Genomic DNA, 18210 nt, shown 5'->3' with positions numbered 1-18210 from the left:
AATTTTATGCATTGTTTTTATGCATCATCCTTTTACTGCACCTGTAGTCAGGCCTTCTACAATCTGGTTACTGAACAGGCAGTATACAATAACGGTTGGTGCGATTGCGATAATGATTGCTGCGAACATCTGTACATAGTTTGTGGCATATGGTCCTACGAAATATGTAAGTGTTACAGGCAGTGTTTTCTTTACCGGATCTGAGACAAATACCATAGCCAGCAACAGCTCATTCCAGTTACCTACGAATGTCATAAGACCTGAAACAAAGAATCCTGTTCTGCAAAGGGGAAGTGCGATCCTGAAAAAGCATCCATAAATTCCACATCCGTCAATGGATGCTGCCTCAAATAATTCTCCAGGCATAGATTTGAAAAATCCTGTCAGAAGGAAAATAGTCATCGGAAGAGAAAACGTAATATACGGGATCATCAGACCTACTCTTGAGTTAGTCAATCCCATCCCTGCAAAACGTACGAACAGCGGAATCAGGATACAATGTACCGGAACCATCATTCCGATCAGGAAAAATGTGTGTGCTGCTTCTGATAATTTCCAACGCATTCTTGCAATGGCAAATGCTGCCATTGCTCCAAAAAACAGACTGACTACAAGTGTGATCCCACAGACCAGTACTGAGTTTACAAGTGCAGTTCCAAGCTTACCCATTGTCCATGCCTGCTGGTAATTTTCCCAGTGAAATACTTCCGGCAGGGCAAATGGAGCTGCCATTACGCCTGCATTATCTTTTAATGAAACACTTAACATCCATAACAGCGGAGCCACATAAATCACAGCAAGTGCAATAAGAAATATATAAAGAATTACTGTAACAGGCTTTACCGGTTTTCTTGATTTTTTTGTCTGCATCTCTGTTACCTCCTAGCCCTCGTAAGTTTCAACTTTAATTACTTTTTTAACCAATAATGTTACGATCAGACACATAACCAGTAAGACTACAGAAATCGCACTGGCATAACCATATTTAAAATAGTTAAAACCTTCTGCATAAAGTTCTGTCGCAAGCACCTCGGTTCTGTGGTTCGGTCCACCCTGAGTCATGTTATACACAAGGTCAAAGAATTTAAGAGAACCGATACAGTTCAATGAAAGTGAAGTTACCATCATTGGTTTAATCAACGGAAGTGTAATGTAACGGAATGACTGTGTCTTTGATGCGCCGTCTATATAAGAAGCTTCATATATGTCTCTGGAAATTCCTGTGATCTGAGCCATATAAAGCATCATATTCTGTCCAACATACTGCCATAAGGCAACAAACGCAATCACCCACATGGGAAGTACAATAAAACCTTTGGAATCCATCAGCCAAAGAGGGCCTTTGATTCCGAACTGTGCCAGCAGATTATTGATACCGATCTTTGGGTTAAACATAAATGCCCATAAAAGACCTAAGGCTGCTGAGGAAAGAACGGATGGAAGATAATAAATATTTTTGAAAAGGTTTCTGCCTTTCTTAATATTGGTAAGCATAACTGCAAGACCAAGGCCGATCACCTGCTGAGTGATAGCAGAAAAGATCATAAAGAAAATAGAGTTTTTTAACGCAATTTTAAATGTAGAATCTTGAAAAAATAGCTTTTTATAGTTTGCAAGTCCGGTAAATTTGGGCGGTGTCAATGCCGCATAATCGCATAAAGAATAATAAACCATCTGCACCATAGGGATAACCAGTACCAGGACAAACATGATCAGTGCCGGTGCGATAAATATGAAAATAGCCTTCTTATTACGTAAAATTTTATCCATAATTGCCTCCATTTAAAAACTGCTGCGGAACTTTTTTCTTCCGCAGCAGCCATGTAAATTCTGTACTATCTATCCACAATTATTTCCAGACGTTTTCTTCATAGAAATCCTGTACTGTCTGGAAGGCTTCTTCCGGAGTCTGGTTTCCAAGGAATATATCAACCATTGCATTGTCGAAGCAGTCACCTGCTTCTACAGATGCCAGAGATTCATTGTAGAATCCAAAAGTACCAGTTGCTTTGTCCATAATATCCTGAACATATTTCAGCTGTGCAGGAGCTTTGTCATAGTCAATGTCAAGATCTTTGATGATCGGGAATTTTCCTCCTATTTCTGCTGTATATTTCTGTGCTTCTTCATCTGTAAACATCTTCATCAGTGCAATTGCTGCATCCTGATGCTCTGTTGTAGAGCTCATCAGTAAGTTGTCTGTTTTAACGATCATACGGTTCGGATCATTCGCTCCTTCGATTTCAGGGAACTGGAATACACCGCATTTGCTCTGGAAATCAGGATTATTGCCATTGATCTGAGCCATAGCCCATGATCCCTGTACCAGCATTGCTGCATCTCCATTGTAGAAGTTTGCTGTAGCCTGATCATTGGAGTCACCAGCTGCTGTTTCCTGGAAATACTGAGATAACTCTTTTAATTTCTCACCTGCAGCAATACAGTTATCGTCTGTCCAGTTCGCTGTATGATCTGCGATTGCCTGAAGATCTACACCTGAACGGTCACAAAGATAACCTGCGATCATTGACAGGCACCATGCAGTTCCTGCGGAACAGGAGATTGGTGTAATACCAGCATCCTGCAGTTTCTTACATACATCGATCAGTTCATCATAGGTAGTCGGAACTTCTACTCCGGCCTTCTCAAAAAGCTCTGTGTTATAGTATACACAGGCAGCTGCGAAGTTTGTAGGAACTGCCATAATCTTTCCATCATAAGTCAGTCTGTCAAAGATTCCATCTGTAAATGTTGCGTACCAGTCTTTTTCCTGATTCTCAAGAATATCTGTCAGGTCTGCTGCTGCTCCTGCATTTACATATACATCCATGTTGGGTCCCGGATTACAAATGTATACATCCGGTGTCTGTCCTGCTGCGATCAGGGCATTTAATTTTCCGTCATATTCTTCCAGATTTGTTGTGATCGGTGTTACATGGTATTTCCCTTCATATTCTGTATTGAAGCGATCAATAACATCTTTGTATCCTTTGGAAACCAGATCCTCTGTAGCTTCCAGGTCATCCCAGAACATCCATGTGATTTCCTCTGTGTCATCTGCATATGCAGGCACTGCTACTGCCATGGTTCCCGCTACCATAGCTGCTGAAAGTAATACTGAAAGTAATCTCTTCTTGTTCATTTTTTTAATCCTCCTTTTGATTCATTACCTCGTTTCTTGATGGTTCTACTATATCAGAATGTCCTGTGATTGGCTCCATAATTCTTGTCATTTTGCTATCAATTCTTGCTATTTATCCGCTACTATTTTCTTCAATATGTCAATTTTAATAGATTTTTACATTCTTTTTTATGTATTTTGACATATGTTTTTATTATTTCAATTTTTCCAATGTTATATATTGCCATTTACACATGTTTTTGATACATTATATACACAAACATCAAAAAGCAATATTTGCTATCAAAAGCAATAATTAGATGTGAAAGGAGTCCATATGATCCATAATTTACAGGGAATTCATGAAACCGTTGATTACAAAGCAGATACCCAGATCTGTCTTTATTACAATGAGGAAGCCGAAAACTATCCGCCTCACTGGCATCCCTCATTCGAAGTAATCATGCCTGTTATTAATGACTACCGGGTTGTCTGCGGTCATAACGATTATCATATCAAAGAAGGAGAAATTCTTGTTATATGTCCCTGTATGCTTCACGAGCTCTTTGCTCCGGCTACAGGAGAAAGGATTATTTTTCAGCCCGGCCTGAGCCACATCAAGCTAAAAGAGCTAGATCTGATCACACCACTCCTCAGTCCCGCCATTCTGGTCACCAAGGAAGAATATCCACAGATCTATGAACACATCCACCGTCTTATGTTGGAAATCAAGGATGAATATATGAATTTCACCACCTATTCTGAACTTTCCATCATTGCAAAATTCCTGGAAATCCTTGTGGATATTGGCAGAAATCACAAAGCTTTTCATCAGCAGGACGGAGACTGTGATATTCATCATCAGAAAGAATATATGGAGAAATTTCTGTTTATCACCGACTATATCAGCAACCACTTTTCTGAAAACCTTACTCTGGAGGAGGTTGCCAGTCTGGCAGGCTATAGTAAATATCACTTTGCCCGCCTTTTTAAACAATATACTAATTCCTCCTTCTACAAATTTCTGAACCAGAAAAGAATTGAATACGCAAAATCTCTTTTGCTGGATCCGGAGCTTGCTGTTACCGAAGTGGCAACACAATCAGGCTTTTCCAGCCTGTCCGCCTTTTTACGTATGTTCAAACAATTAAACCTGTGCACTCCCACAGAATTCCGAAATATGTATGATTCACAATTCCAAAAAACACCTGCTTCCGGGAAAAAGTAATCCCGGAAGCAGGTGTCTGTATTTTCTGCTTTGCAGAAAATTCACCCCAGATATTCACTGATAACTACATTTCGCAGTTTTCTGGTCAGAGGAAAGGTTCCTGCATCTTTTTTTTGCATACCCATGAGAATGGTCATGTCTTCCTTGGGGAAATTGGCAAAATACATGCCAAGCCATCCATCCCAGCCGTATTCACCTTCCCTGGCAAACATAACAGCCTGTGACGGATTTTTGCAGACACGCATCAGGTTACCATAGCTGAAACCATCCAGTCCGATCCACTGGTCAAAATCCTGTTGTCCCACAGGCAAGAGCTGTCCGCTGCACATATAGCGCAGGGTTTCAGGCTTAAGGATCTCATGTGTGCCTGCTTTTCCCCCATTTCTCAGCATTCTGGCAAATTTCATATAATCATCCAATGTGGACACCAGTCCTGCACCGCCGGCCTCGTATGCCGGTGGTTTTGCCATATCATTTCTCACAGCCAGATTGTTACCTGTATAAAGCTGCATGCTTTTACTTCCATCCTCAGCTGTGACTGTCTCATAAGCCTTTGCCAGACGGCTTTGTTTTTCAGCAGGCACCCAGAATGCAGTGTCCTTCATTTCCAGAGGAGCAAAGAGCTCATCCTGCATAAATTCCGATAGTTTTTTCCCTGAGATCACTTCGATCACAGCCCCCAGAACATCTGCGGAGGTTCCATATCTCCATCCGGTCCCCGGTTCAAAGGCCAGTGGACACCGGGCCAGTCTGTCTGCCAGTTCCCGGGTAGTCATAGGTCTCTCTGTATCCAGACGGTCGCAGGCTTCTGCAAATACCTTATCCACTGCTTTTCCCGGTTCCGTACAATCATCCGGATAAACCAGCCCTGATGTCATATTCAGCAGGTCAATGATCCTGAGAGGCTGCTTTGCAGGGCTGGTTCCATGAATATCTGCTGTTTTCAATTCCGAATATGAAGGCAGATACTCGGATACAAACTCCCCTGGATCCAAAAGTCCTCTTTCCATCAGGATCATAGCACATGCTGCTGTCACAGGCTTTGTCTGAGAATAGAGACGGAATATGGTATCTCTGGAAATTAATCTGCGATTTTCTCTGTCAGCCATCCCCTCCTCACAATAGAGGAGCTCTTCTCCTCCTTTTTCTACCAGAAGATTCACTCCCATCACTTCACAATGATCCACCGCCTGTTTCATTACCTTACTGATCTTCTCTTTTATATCCATGTCATAATACCTCGTTTCTAATTTTTATGGTTCACTTTTTTCTTGTATTCAGATATTTTTTCTTCTGTTACAGTCTTACCTGTGCCTGCTGCCTGTTTTCCTCCCTGAATGCCCTGGGAGTCATATGATATCTTTCCTTGAATACCCTGTGAAAATAACTGTTATTCTCGTATCCCACTGCTGCAATAATGTCACTGATGGCCAGATCTGTGTCACACATCAGCTCTACGGATTTATTCAGACGTTTCCTTTGAAGCAGTTCCTTGAAATTAAAGCCTGTGGTTTTCTTGATCATCTTGCTGAGCACATGCATGGGCAGATGAAGCAGTTCACACAGCTCAGTGAGAGTTGCAGTTTTGTATTTCTGTTCTATGTAATCCAAGGTTGTCATGGAAATCATGTTTTCGTACTGATTTGGCACACGCATTTCCACATACTGTACAGAATCCACCAGATACAGAAAAATCAGTCCCATAGTTGTCTGATTAATCCGGTTATTTTCCCCTTTTCCTGTCACCAGAGAATAGATCATATTTTCCAGCAGATTCTGGATCTGCAGAACCTCTGAAACTTTAAAATACAGGTATTGTCCTCTCTCCTCATCCTGCCGGAGAATATTTACCAGAAAATCTGCCAGTACATTGTTTCGCCCTGTCATGGAATAGGCCACATCAAAAAATTCCGGAAGGATCATAAAATTAATGGCAATATCATTCTCCCCTGCAGGCAAAAGCTCATGTCTGGTATACTGGTTGAGAAACAAAAGTTCACCTTTTCCAACCACTACTTTCTTGCCGTCTATTATATTGGTAACAGAGCCTTCACATACATAAAGCACCTCAATAAAATTATGTCTGTGAGCAGGAAAATGAACAAACCGGGTATGGGTACGCACAGTGATCAGTTTGCCCTCATCCAGCATCTTTCTGCTGTCTACAATGAAATCCCTGCCTGAGGTATATAGCTCCTTATCCACCTCTGCGCTGCCATCCAGAATTTTCTGTTCTTCCTCTGTGATTTTCTTTAAATGATCTAATAATTCCTGCTGCATGGATTCCACCTTCCGTATGTTTCACAATAATCTGTAAATTCTGTTCCTCACTGCAATTCACAGATATCAGGTCAGGAACAACATATCTTTTTTCAAACACACTCTAACTTCATTATATACGATTCATTTTTTTCATACAACCACAAAAAGAAACGGAGCTAATGCCCCGTTCCCTTTTGTATTTTTATGGAATTTATCAGGTTATCTGATTAGTACAGTTTAGCCATCTCTTCGATGTTTTCTGTGTTGAACTGTAATGGCTCGCCAAGAACGATTTCTGTGCCGCCGTCATCAGCTTCTGTGATTGTGTAATCACCAAGGTCACCAGCTGTGAATGTTTCATCCAGTGCGCCTGTGATGTCGCCGTTGATCAGAGCTGCTGTTGCATATGCGCTGAGTTTACCAAGGCCCTGCATATCCCACAGATAGAAGTATGGGCAGGAATGAGCATCATCATCACCTGTGTACTCCTGCATTTCAGAAGGAAGTCCAAGTCCTGTCAGTTTGCAAGCAGAATCATTATCCTGAAGATATTTAGCTGCTGCTGCGATACCAACTGTTGTAGGTGCACAGATAACTTTCAGATCCGGATATTTCTCAAGAAGAGCTGCTGTCTGGTCTGTAGATTTCTGAGGTTCGTCATCACCATAAGCAACCTCTACCAATTCCAGTTTGCTGTATTTGTCATCGCCTTCCATAATGGATTTCATTGCATCGATCCATGCATTCTGGTTAGCAGCCTGGGAAGTAGCAGAAAGAACTGCCCACTGTCCTTCTCCACCGGAGATATCAAGAACTGCATCCAGAAGAGCCTGTCCAACCTGTTTTGTACCAGCCTGGTTTACGAATATCTGACGGCTGTCTTTATTTGGTGCGGAGTCGAAAGAGGATACTTTGATTCCAGCATCCATAGCTTCTTCCAGTTTAGCCTGAAGAGCATTAACGTCATTTGCAGAGATGCAGATTGCATCCGGTTTCTGGGAAATCAGGTTATCCAGAACTTTGATCTGAGCATCAGCTGTTGCAGCTTCCGGATAAACAACATCTACTGTGCCACCTTCTGCCTCTACAGTTTCCTTAAAAGAGTTTGCTGCGATCTCAAAGAATGCGTTACCAGCGGATTTACCAACCAGTGCGATTTTTTTGCCGTCTGCAGCTCCACCGTCTGCCATTACAGGTGTAGCTGCTGCGAGAACCATTGCTCCACAAAGAATTGCGCTTACTAATTTTTTGTTCATGTTTTTTTCCTCCCTTGGATGAATAAAATATTATATAGCTTTTATTTGCAACTGCCCTTCATCCATTACCCCAAAGGGCAGCTACTGACTGAGTATTTCTGTCCGAATCCCACTCTGCAGATCCTGACTGCTTTATTTTTTTACTGCTCTTTTCACATTTTCAATAATATTCGGAAGTGCTACTGCACAGATCAGAAGTACACCGATGATCAGCAGAATTACCTGTGCATGTACGTTTCTCTGTCCAAGACCAACTCGCAGACATACAATAATGAATGCGGAGATCAGACCGCCTGCCAGGTTACCTTTTCCACCTGTGGAAGAAATTCCTCCGAATACTGCCATTGCGATGGCATCCATTTCAAATCCATTACCTGTGGTGGTGTTGGCACCATAGGATGATGCTACCAGAAACAGAGCACACAGTCCACAGAAAGTTCCCATAACTGTGTAGATAATAAAGCGGATCTTTTTTACATGGATTCCTGAGTAATATGCTGTGAGACGGTTTGTACCAATGGCATATACCCTGCGTCCGAAGGTGGACTTTCCAAGGATCACTGCAAAGATTACTGCAAGGATCAGAACCAGGAACAGAATGTATGGTATTTTTCCTACTTTTCCACCAATAAGACGGAAACCATCTGTATTGGATGCTGAGATACTTCCACCACTTCCCAGTACGATCTCGGCAATACCACGGAAGATAATCTGTGTTGCCAATGTTACGATCATCGGAGGCAGCTCCTCAAACTTTGTAAGGATAAAACCATTGACTGCACCGCAGACAGTTCCCACGATCAGTGCTGTAAGAATTACTACGATAAATGGTGCTCCTGTATTACACATCATACAGCTTAATGTAGCAGACAGACACACGGTTGCACCTACGGAAATATCAATCTCTCCCAGTACCAGGATGTATGCCATAGGGATCATCAAGAATACCTCAGCAAGATATACCGGCATCTGACGGAGCAGATTCTCTAAATTATAATACTCTGAAAAGCCTTTACAGAAAATGTTAATCAGGATAAACAGGACTACCAGGATGCCTTCCCAGCTGAATATCATATGTTTGATCGGACTTTCCGGCACATTGTTAATACTTCTTCCAGATTTTCCAGCCATGAATTACATCTCCCTTCCTTTTAATGCATTTCTGTCAGCAATTCGCTGTAATACTACGTTCACTACAACTACCACCAGGATCAGTACACCCTTGATCGTATTCTGCCACAGAGCACCGATTCCTACCAGAGGAAGTGCCTTGGCAATGGTTGCCAGGATCAGGGAACCTAAGAGAGCTCCCACTACAGTACCGCGGCCACCGCTCATGCTTACACCACCGATTACGCAGGCTGCGATAACATCCATCTCACCGCCGTACTGCATGTCCGGCATGGCTGATGCATAGATGGAAACCTGAAGGGCTCCGCCCAGACCTGCCAGAATACCCATGATGGTGTAAACCAGTAAATTAATATTTTTTACATTAATACCGGAAACCTCTGCTGCACTGGGATTACTTCCTACTGCATAAATCTTACGTCCTGTTCTTGTCCATTTCATGAACCAGAAGAAGAATACATAGCAGAGGATGATGATCCAGATAACACAGTTCAGTCCCAGAAATTTAGATGTTGCAAAATTTTTGAAGCTTCCAAGTGCTGCTGCACCTGCCCATTCACCACCGTGGGATACCAGATATCCCATAGCACGGAATACATACATAAAGCCCATGGTTGCAATAATCGGAGGTACCGCTGCTCTGGAGATTACCAGACCAACAACTGCTCCGCAGGCTGCACCGATAGCAATGGCGATTACAAATACCAGGAAAGTATTGGAGATATGTCCGTATTTCAATAACATACCAATGGACATACCGGACAGTGCCAGGGTTGACATGATAGAAATATCAATACCGCCAACCAGCATAACACATAACATACCAAGTGACATAACCAGTGTGACTGCGTTATTTTTCAGAAGCTCTATGATTGATTTCGGTGTCAGGAAGGATGGACTGATTGCTGTGACTACCAGACACAGAAGGATCAGGATCACTGCCAGCAACGCTTCACGAGAGCCTGTAATTTTCTTCATGATGGATTTCTTTTCCATTATTTAGCTGCCCCCTCTCCTGCATTCTGGCTTTTCTCCATAGCCAGTTCAAGAATTCTCTCCTGTGTTGCCTCGTTTCTGTCCAGTTCACCGGTTTTACGTCCATTACACATAACGATGATTCTGTCTGCCATTCCCAGGATCTCAGGCATTTCTGAAGAAATCAGGATGATGGCATAGCCTTTCTTTGCCAGATCTCCCATAATCGCATAGATCTCAGCCTTTGCACCAACGTCAACACCCTTGGTAGGCTCATCCATGATTACGACCTTCATTTCCTGGCTCAGAGCCTTGGCAACAACTACCTTCTGCTGATTACCGCCGGAAAGTGAGCTTGCAGGCTGGAAAATATCCACAGCCTTGGTATCCACTTCCTCCAGAAGCTTCTTTGCCAGATCTCTCTCTGTCTTTTCATCATTTAAGCCGTTCTTTGCATATTTACTGATTGTTGGAAGAGTAACATTTCTTCCCAGTCCCCAGCTCATGATCAGACCCTCTTTCTGACGGTCCTCAGGAAGAAGGATAATTCCCTTTTCCATTGCATCTGAAGGCTGTTTGATGTGGACTTCCTGACCTTCCAGGTATACCTTACCTTCATCCGGTCTGGTAATTCCACAGACACTTTCAACTACCTCTGTACGTCCTGCACCTACCAGACCGGTAAGTCCTACGATTTCTCCTGCATGAACGTTAAAGGATACATTTTTATAATAACCGGTTCTGGAAAGTCCTTCTATACGAAGCATTTCCTCTCCGATCTCTACCTCTGGTTTAGGGAACAGATCCTTGATCTCACGGCCAACCATAGCTTTGATCAGATCTGCATTGGTAATTCCATCTACATCGTAAGTTCCGATATACTGGGAATCACGGAATACGGTAACTCTGGAAGCCAGACGGTACATATCTTCAAATCTGTGAGAAATAAAGATAATGGAAACGCCCTCTTCTTTCAGCTGATCTACGATCCTGTACAGCTCCTCAGACTCTCTTCTTGTCAGTGATGCAGTGGGCTCATCCAGAATAACGATCTTAGCATGTGTGGAAAGAGCCTTGGCAATCTCTACCATCTGCTGCTGTGCCACACTTAAGGTACCCATCTCAGCCGTAGCATCAAAATCTGCATTCAGCTGTTTCAGAAGCTTGTTGGCTTCTTCATTCATGGCTTTCCACTGAATCATCTTATGTTTGATGATCTCATGACCCATAAAAATATTTTCTGCTACAGACAGATGTGGATAAGATGTGGGGTGCTGATAAACGGCTGCGATTCCTGCTGCCTGCGCATCCTTCGGTCCCTTGAAGTCTACCTTCTCACCGAAGAGATACATCTCTCCCTCTTCTGCTTTATGTACACCGGTAATAACCTTGATAAACGTAGATTTACCTGCACCGTTTTCGCCCATCAGTGCATGAACTTCACCGGGTTTTAATTGAAACTGAACATTGTTCAATGCCTTCACGCCCGGAAAAATCTTAGTGATGCCTTTTAACTCAAGAACATAATCAGACACGGTTATTGATTCCTCCCTCTTTCTTAATGTAGCTTTATCATAGCATCACGTTTCTTTTTGGGTAATGGGAAAATATTTAGAATCAGGGTAAAATATTTTCCTGTTGGTATTGTAAGATTATACAAAAGAAGTTTTTTAACAGGTCGTATTTTATACCTTTTTATGGTAAAATAGTTATGAAAAATGTGGTCATCCCGTTTCTATGACCATAAGGAGCAAAAACTTCTACACATATATAATGGAGAAATGATATGAAATTACTGATCGTAGATGACGAGGAGCTAACCCGTACCGGTGTGATCTCCTCTATTGACTGGAAAGCATTGGGGATTGGGGAAGTCCTCCAGGCTGACGATGGAATAAATGGTCTGGAAATGGCAAAGCGACACCGCCCGGAGATTATCCTCTGTGATGTGCGGATGCCCCGCATGACCGGTATTGCCATGCTGGAACGGCTGGAAAAAATCCTGCCGGATACCATCCCTATTTTTATGAGTGGATATTCCGATAAAGACTATCTGAAAGCCGCCATCAAATTAAAGGCTGTAAACTATATCGAAAAGCCACTGAATCCAGCCGAAATCCGTGAGGCTGTGCTGGAAGCCATAGAGCTTTATACAAAGAAGATCCGCTCACACAGAGGCGAAACTCTGCAGTCTATGGAAAACGCCTCCCGCCTGGCCCAGCTTCTCACCACTCCGGGAATAGATTCCCTTCAGGCTGCAGAGCAGCTGGCAGAAGAGCTCGCTCTCCCCTATGGATCAAGTACCCAGGTTACATGCGTGATCATCCGTCTGCGCACCGCCCCGGAATTTGTACAACCTTCCCCGGAAGAGATTTACCATGGTTTCCTTAATCTGCTTCAGCATTATCACAGTGACTGTGTGTATGTGACAAAAAAGCTTCAATTTCTGGTATATTTTATCTTCAGCCCGGATTCTTTTTCTTCACTTATGGCATCAGATATCCAGAATTTTCTGGAAGAACAGTTTGGCTCCTATGAAGATCATTTTATTGCTATGGGCGAAAGCTACCATGGATTTTCCAAGGCATATCAGGCTTATACCTCTGCCGTGATCCTGCTGGAAAGCAGCTTTTTCTTTCCGGCAAACTCCTATCTTACACCAGAAATTTCCCAAAATTCTTCCAGTGCAAAATCTGCCCCCGGCTTTGCTCCGGAATCGCTTCTGTCAGAAGCTCTTTCTTCTCAGGACTCTGACAAATGCGGACAGATTTTAAAAGACCTTGAAGAACAGTATTTCCGGAATACACAGGTTCTGCCTGACCAGACCAAGGATCTGTACTATAAGCTTTTTCTTTCTCTGGAAAATGCCCGCAGACAGCAAAAGCTACCCTTACATTCCTCAAATTCCGGAAGCATGATGTCCCTTTTGGAAAACTGTTTTACCTTTCAGGAGCTTCATAATACTTTGTGCAGCCAGGTGGACAACTATTTTTCTGATCTGCAGGATGCTGTCCCTGAGAATTCCACCATTTTCCTTATCCGGGACTATATCAGCAAAAATTACGGGAATGAGACCTTATCCGTCAAGGATATCAGCGATCATGTGTTTTTGTCTGCCTCCTATGTATGTACCTTTTTCAAAAATGAAACCGGGCAGACTCTCAATCAGTATCTGACCGAATTCCGAATGGAAAAGGCTAAGGCTCTTTTGGCAGATCCCCGATATAAAATTGCAGACATCTCTTCCAGAGTCGGTTACAGTGACGGAAATTATTTCGGAAAAAGTTTCCGCAAATATACCGGACTGTCGCCTTCTGAATACAGAGAAAAATCAAACAGATAGGGGAATCAAAATGACACAGAAAAATCCCCGGGGATTCCGGGCGTGGTATGGAGATCTAAAGCTTCAGAGCAAATTCACCCTTGCCCTCACGCTGATCGTTGTAGTGCCTGCTATTCTGGTTGCTGTATTTTTTTATCACCAGCTTTATGACATGGTGGTTTCCAACACAATCCGCAAAGAACAGATCAGTTCTGCCAAAACTGCACCTCTTATTGAAGACACTGTGGATGATGTAACTGCTGCCTATGATGATCTGGCATCCATTCCTTTTTTTAAAACCATCTTTCACAATCCGGTAAGCACTCCCCTGGGATATGTGACCCACGGGGAACAGGCAGAAGAATTTAAAGAAAAAGTCAGCGCAGTCTGCGACAGTCACCAGATCAAGGGAATCCGAATTTATGTGGATACCCCGGCAGACCAGAACAGTCTTCTGGTCAGTGAGAATACCTGTGATCTATTTCTGCCGATTTCCCAGGCAAGGGGAACCTACTGGTATGGCATTTTTCAGGGCAGTCATATGACAGAGCTTTACTGTCCTCCCTTTTATCTGGGCGCAAAGGAAAAAGAGAGCTATGGGGATCTGGCCTATATCCGTAAGATCTCCGTTAATTATTACAATACAGTCTACGATGCCTATGTTGCTGTTTATTATTCCAGTTCCACTTTCGAAAAAATACTTTCAGAAAATCTGGCTCTTGAGGGAAGTGTATCCTATATTATTAATGACCGTAACAGTGCTGTGGCTTCCTCTGATGACTCCCTCTCCGGTATTTACTGGCTGGACTATGATACCATCAAGGACTCCTTTATGTCCTCTAATAATTTCATCGAGCAGAATATTCTGGGGGAAACTGTATACGCAGGCTTCTACAGCATTACTGTTCCTAACTGGTACATGGTAACGATCCTTCCTTCCAGACCATTGATCACCCAGAGTAATCAGCTGATCTTTCAGCTGCTGTTTATCTACCTGGCAATCCTGGTCTTTGCCATTATACTGGCCAGCCTTTTGTCCCGTTCTATCACCAGCCGCCTTTCCTCCGTGATCCGGCAGATGAAAAAAGTACGGCAGGGACCACCGGTACCTATGGATAGTCCTGTTTATCACGATGAAGTAGGTGATCTCATTGACACCTATAACTATATGACCCGAAAAATGAATGAACTGATCCAGAAACAGGCAAAAGCTTCTGAAGACCTGCGCATCGCAGAATTCAATTCCCTACAGGCCCAGATCAACCCACATTTTCTGTATAATACTATGGATATGATCAACTGGCAGGCCTTGCAGGGACATACGGAGGAGGTCAGCACAGCTGTACAGAATCTGTCCCGGTTCTATAAGCTCACCCTGAGCCGCAAGAAGGGAATCTCCACCATAGCCCATGAGGAAGAGCATGTTTCCATTTATATAAGTCTGCAGAATATGCGATATCATGACAGCATTGACCTGATCTCTGATATTCCTGATGAGCTGATGGAATATCAGATTCCCAAGCTGACCCTGCAGCCTGTAGTAGAAAATTCAATTCTCCATGGTATTCTGGAAAAAGAAAGCAAATCCGGCACTATCGTACTCACCGGATGGCTGGAGGATCAGGATGTGGTTCTGCTGATCTCCGATGATGGTGTGGGAATTTCTCCGGAGAAAATGCCTACAATTCTTTCCGGCACAGGCCACAGCCGCACCGGCGGTACCAATATTGCTATTTACAACACGCACCGAAGGCTGCAGATCCTGTATGGACCAAAATACGGACTTACCTACACAAGCAAGCCCGGACAGGGCACTGAAGTACAAATCCGTATTCCTGCAAAAAAAGAAACCTGACAATCTGCCGGGTTTCTTTCTTTTTGAATATGTGTTTTATATGATTCCACTTTCATGGAGAAATCTTACTATTTTATTATCTTGTAACAATATCTACCGGTACATTGAAAATCTTTGCAACCTTCAGAATTGTATCGATATGTCTTCCTGTAGCAGCTGCCATATGATGTGTTGGGCCAGCTTCACTCCAACGGTTAACAAATTCTCTTGCACCGCAGGTGAAACGTGTTCTCATATTTGTATCACCAAAGGAAAGAATCTTACCTTCTTCATTTACACCTTCAGCGACAACAAATTTGAAGTGTCCGTCTGCATCCTGTGTGATTGCCAGATAAGTAACAGGACCTGTGTATGGATAGAACTGTGTCAGATATCCGCCGCCTGTCTTACCGTGGAATACTTTTACGATCTTCATGGTTGGCTTCTTATCAGAGATATCAGCATCACCGCTTCCGGAATGACCGATAATACAGATATCATCATTGAAGTCAATGGAGTACATCTCAGAAAGCTGTCCTGTTCCTGAAATGGTCTTTAAGATACTCATTGCCATGGCAACCTTCATATCCCCTTCTACAGCGCAGGCTGTACCCTGTTTGATCAGCATGGAAAATGCCGGGATCAGCATACTGTCCAGAACTCCTGCTTTACCCTGTGCAAATCCATCATAATGGGAAGCGATCATTCCAAGATGCTCGTCCTTTACCCATTTCTCAAAGGCTACCACATATTTTGCCATATCCCATACTTTCTCAATGGTTCCGCCGCCTTCGATCTCAAAGGTATCCAGGATTTCCTGCGCTTTTGCACGGATAGTATCTTCATCTGTAATATCATCAGCAATAGCCCACATTTTCTCCCAGTCAAACTGTTTGGTATACAGGAACATTCTGTTGTACAGATTTGTCTCATCAATATAGAGATCCATCATACCCGGATATGGTCTTCCGATCTGTGCGATATTGGTATCACGGAATCTTCTTCTTACCTGAGCAGCCTTACACCAGTCTTCGATCTCTGCCTGAACTCCAGGATCTCCACCTTCTACAACACCTGTGATCACCGCATGTCTCTTGCCTGCTCTCTCCAGGTCTGCTACAGCTTCGCCTACTGCACCGCATGCATACCCCTCTCCTAACCAGGAGGCAATATCGGTATGGTCATAATCCAGGGCTTTCAGCTTCTGCACATTCACCAGAACAACCGGTACATCCAAGTCACGGACTGCCGGAAGCATGTTATAGGATGTGGCATAGGTAAGCATCTGAAGAAATACCAGATCAACATCAGCTGCACGGAACTTGTCCCCTGCTTCCATTGCCTGTTCCTTTGTAGTTACCATTCCACCGTCAATAATCTCTACTGTATCCGGGATTGTTTTCTTGAATGCTGCATACTGTGACTCAAATTCCGGTACCAGTGACGGGAACTGAGGCAGATATGCACCTAAAGCGATAGAAAATACACCAACTTTTGCCTTTGTGTTTACTAACATAATATGATTCCTCCTGTTTTCAGAGCGGGGATTCATTATGCATTATGCAGTCTGCATTCCTGCTCTTTTATTATTTATAAACTTTTACACCAAAGGACTCATGAATGATAGTACGAGCCTCTTCGATTGTTTTAAACTCTTCTGCTTTCAGCATCTGTGCTGTGATATTTCCGATTGCAGTAGCCTCTCCTGGGCCTGCATGAATTTCTTTCTTTGTTGCCTTTGCAGTCAGCTCATTGAGATATCCTGCGTTGGAGCCGCCGCCTACGATATGGATACGGCTGTAAGTTCTGCCTGTCATCTCTTCAAGCTCTTTTGCTGTTTTTGCATAGCATTCTGCAAGGCTTGTATAGATAACTGTTGCGATCTCTCCCAGAGTTTCCGGAACCTTCTGTCCTGTTCTGCGGCAGTAATCCTTAACTTCCTCTGTCATATTGTCAGGAGAAAGGAAGCACTCATCATTTGCCTCTACTCTTGACGGGAAATCCTTTGCTTCCTCTGCCATTGCACATATCTCTGCAAAGCTGTATGCATCATTTACTTCATGACGTACAGACTGGATCATCCAGAGTCCCATAATATTCTTCAGATAACGGAAACGGCCTGCATAACCACCTTCATTTGTGAAGTTCATCTCACAGCTCTTCTCTGAACAGTCTGCTTCTTTTCTTTCAATGCCCATCAGTGACCATGTTCCGGAACTGATATAGATAAAGTCATCATCATTTGCAGGAACTGCCAGTACAGCGGATCCTGTATCATGTGTTGCAGGTGCAACTACTTCCAGATCAAATCCCACTTCTTCTCTGATCTTATCTGACAAATGTCCAATGCTTGTGCCAGGCATGATCAGTTTCTGGAACATTTTTCTCGGATAACCGAGCATATCGATCAGTTCATAATCCCAGTCCTTGGTGATCGGGCTTACAAGCTGTCCTGTTGTAGCCTCTGTGTACTCACAGGTTTTCTGTCCTGTAAGAAGGAAATGGAAGTAATCCGGCACATGAAGAAGTGTCTCTGCCTGCTCCAGATATTCCGGATGTTTCTTTTTCACTGCCATCAGCTGATAGATGGTATTATAATCAGCTTTCTGGATACCTGTTCTTGCATAGAGATCTTTCAGGGAAATAGCCTTATAAACTTCTTTATCCATTCCCTCTGTACGGTGATCACGATATCCTACTGTATTTCCAAGAACTTTGTCATCTTTGTCAAGCAGTACGAAGTCAACACCCCAGGTATCCACGCCCATGCTTACCGGAATCTTACCGATTTCTTTACATTTTTTCAGCCCATTTACAACCTCTTTAAAAAGACGGTCAAATTCCCAGCAAAGTTCTCCGTCTTTCTTTACCATTCCATTTTCAAAACGGTAAATCTCTTCCAGAACCATTTTTCCGTTTTCCATATGTCCAAGAATATGACGTCCGCTGGATGCTCCGATATCTACTGCTAAATAATATGTTGCCATTTTAAATCCTCCTCAATATGTAAGATCATTGTAATTGGAACAGTTATTGTTTGCCCGTAAACAATAACCAAAAACACTCTCTCCATACTTGATA

14 protein-coding genes are annotated in these 18210 nt (G+C 43.1%); 3 read left to right on the top strand and 11 right to left on the bottom strand.

Annotated features, from left to right (window positions below; all coding sequences use genetic code 11):
• Window positions 1–24: 24 nt before the first annotated feature.
• The 3 genes from ACTNC6_RS01365 to ACTNC6_RS01355 form a co-directional block, all read right to left on the bottom strand.
• Window positions 25–870, bottom strand: a complete 846-nt coding sequence (locus ACTNC6_RS01365; RefSeq protein WP_441034541.1) for a carbohydrate ABC transporter permease — start codon at window positions 868–870, stop codon at window positions 25–27.
• A gap of 12 nt (window positions 871–882) precedes the next feature.
• Window positions 883–1770: a carbohydrate ABC transporter permease gene (locus tag ACTNC6_RS01360; protein ID WP_117850467.1), complete on the bottom strand. Its 888-nt coding sequence runs from the start codon at window positions 1768–1770 to the stop codon at window positions 883–885.
• 79 nt (window positions 1771–1849) lie between these two features.
• Window positions 1850–3142 carry an ABC transporter substrate-binding protein gene (locus ACTNC6_RS01355; RefSeq protein ID WP_154780693.1) on the bottom strand — a complete coding sequence of 431 codons (1293 nt, stop codon included), beginning with the start codon at window positions 3140–3142 and terminating at the stop codon, window positions 1850–1852.
• A gap of 316 nt (window positions 3143–3458) precedes the next feature.
• Between ACTNC6_RS01355 and ACTNC6_RS01350 the strand changes: the two genes are divergently transcribed.
• A complete protein-coding gene (locus ACTNC6_RS01350) occupies window positions 3459–4349 on the top strand; it encodes a helix-turn-helix domain-containing protein (protein WP_441042992.1) in 891 nt (296 codons plus the stop codon).
• A 41-nt stretch (window positions 4350–4390) separates the two neighbouring features.
• Here ACTNC6_RS01350 and ACTNC6_RS01345 read toward each other — a convergent pair whose 3' ends face one another.
• The 6 genes from ACTNC6_RS01345 to ACTNC6_RS01320 form a co-directional block, all read right to left on the bottom strand.
• Window positions 4391–5578 carry a serine hydrolase domain-containing protein gene (locus tag ACTNC6_RS01345; protein ID WP_441042991.1) on the bottom strand — a complete coding sequence of 396 codons (1188 nt, stop codon included), beginning with the start codon at window positions 5576–5578 and terminating at the stop codon, window positions 4391–4393.
• 67 nt (window positions 5579–5645) lie between these two features.
• Window positions 5646–6629, bottom strand: a complete 984-nt coding sequence (locus ACTNC6_RS01340; RefSeq protein ID WP_173742168.1) for an AraC family transcriptional regulator — start codon at window positions 6627–6629, stop codon at window positions 5646–5648.
• Window positions 6630–6838: 209 nt separating this feature from the next.
• Entirely contained in the window at window positions 6839–7867 is a 1029-nt protein-coding gene (locus ACTNC6_RS01335; RefSeq protein WP_441034550.1) for a substrate-binding domain-containing protein, read from the bottom strand.
• Window positions 7868–7999: 132 nt separating this feature from the next.
• On the bottom strand, window positions 8000–8998 hold the full coding sequence (locus ACTNC6_RS01330) for an ABC transporter permease (RefSeq protein WP_441034552.1): 999 nt from the start codon (window positions 8996–8998) through the stop codon (window positions 8000–8002).
• A 3-nt stretch (window positions 8999–9001) separates the two neighbouring features.
• Complete coding sequence (locus ACTNC6_RS01325; RefSeq protein ID WP_441042990.1) at window positions 9002–9994, bottom strand: ABC transporter permease; 993 nt, start codon at window positions 9992–9994, stop codon at window positions 9002–9004.
• Entirely contained in the window at window positions 9994–11508 is a 1515-nt protein-coding gene (locus tag ACTNC6_RS01320) for a sugar ABC transporter ATP-binding protein (protein WP_019162675.1), read from the bottom strand. The genes ACTNC6_RS01325 and ACTNC6_RS01320 overlap by 1 nt, the downstream gene beginning before the upstream one ends.
• Before the next feature lie 251 nt (window positions 11509–11759).
• Between ACTNC6_RS01320 and ACTNC6_RS01315 the strand changes: the two genes are divergently transcribed.
• Window positions 11760–13316: a response regulator transcription factor gene (locus tag ACTNC6_RS01315; RefSeq protein WP_441042989.1), complete on the top strand. Its 1557-nt coding sequence runs from the start codon at window positions 11760–11762 to the stop codon at window positions 13314–13316.
• Between the two features lie 10 nt (window positions 13317–13326).
• Window positions 13327–15150 (top strand): sensor histidine kinase, encoded by a 1824-nt coding sequence (locus ACTNC6_RS01310; protein WP_441034558.1) that lies wholly within the window; start codon window positions 13327–13329, stop codon window positions 15148–15150.
• Between the two features lie 76 nt (window positions 15151–15226).
• Here ACTNC6_RS01310 and ACTNC6_RS01305 read toward each other — a convergent pair whose 3' ends face one another.
• Together ACTNC6_RS01305 and rhaB are read right to left on the bottom strand one after the other, a co-directional pair.
• Window positions 15227–16645: an arabinose isomerase gene (locus ACTNC6_RS01305; protein WP_441034560.1), complete on the bottom strand. Its 1419-nt coding sequence runs from the start codon at window positions 16643–16645 to the stop codon at window positions 15227–15229.
• Between the two features lie 70 nt (window positions 16646–16715).
• Window positions 16716–18116, bottom strand: a complete 1401-nt coding sequence (gene rhaB / locus ACTNC6_RS01300) for a rhamnulokinase (RefSeq protein WP_173742175.1) — start codon at window positions 18114–18116, stop codon at window positions 16716–16718.
• Between the last annotated feature and the right edge of the window lie 94 nt (window positions 18117–18210).

Source organism: Blautia sp. HCP3S3_C4 (assembly GCF_052064095.1).
GTDB lineage: Bacteria > Bacillota > Clostridia > Lachnospirales > Lachnospiraceae > Blautia_A.
This window is presented reverse-complemented; position numbering and strand designations above follow the sequence as displayed.

Bases quoted from the DNA above. Each gene is read 5' to 3' on its own strand.
- ACTNC6_RS01365 (WP_441034541.1), bottom strand. From the start codon at position 870: ATGCAGACAAAAAAATCAAGAAAACCGGTAAAGCCTGTTACAGTAATT.
- ACTNC6_RS01360 (WP_117850467.1), bottom strand. From the start codon at position 1,770: ATGGATAAAATTTTACGTAATAAGAAGGCTATTTTCATATTTATCGCA.
- ACTNC6_RS01355 (WP_154780693.1), bottom strand. From the start codon at position 3,142: ATGAACAAGAAGAGATTACTTTCAGTATTACTTTCAGCAGCTATGGTA.
- ACTNC6_RS01350 (WP_441042992.1), top strand. From the start codon at position 3,459: ATGATCCATAATTTACAGGGAATTCATGAAACCGTTGATTACAAAGCA.
- ACTNC6_RS01345 (WP_441042991.1), bottom strand. From the start codon at position 5,578: ATGGATATAAAAGAGAAGATCAGTAAGGTAATGAAACAGGCGGTGGAT.
- ACTNC6_RS01340 (WP_173742168.1), bottom strand. From the start codon at position 6,629: ATGCAGCAGGAATTATTAGATCATTTAAAGAAAATCACAGAGGAAGAA.
- ACTNC6_RS01335 (WP_441034550.1), bottom strand. From the start codon at position 7,867: ATGAACAAAAAATTAGTAAGCGCAATTCTTTGTGGAGCAATGGTTCTC.
- ACTNC6_RS01330 (WP_441034552.1), bottom strand. From the start codon at position 8,998: ATGGCTGGAAAATCTGGAAGAAGTATTAACAATGTGCCGGAAAGTCCG.
- ACTNC6_RS01325 (WP_441042990.1), bottom strand. From the start codon at position 9,994: ATGGAAAAGAAATCCATCATGAAGAAAATTACAGGCTCTCGTGAAGCG.
- ACTNC6_RS01315 (WP_441042989.1), top strand. From the start codon at position 11,760: ATGAAATTACTGATCGTAGATGACGAGGAGCTAACCCGTACCGGTGTG.
- ACTNC6_RS01310 (WP_441034558.1), top strand. From the start codon at position 13,327: ATGACACAGAAAAATCCCCGGGGATTCCGGGCGTGGTATGGAGATCTA.
- ACTNC6_RS01305 (WP_441034560.1), bottom strand. From the start codon at position 16,645: ATGTTAGTAAACACAAAGGCAAAAGTTGGTGTATTTTCTATCGCTTTA.
- rhaB (WP_173742175.1), bottom strand. From the start codon at position 18,116: ATGGCAACATATTATTTAGCAGTAGATATCGGAGCATCCAGCGGACGT.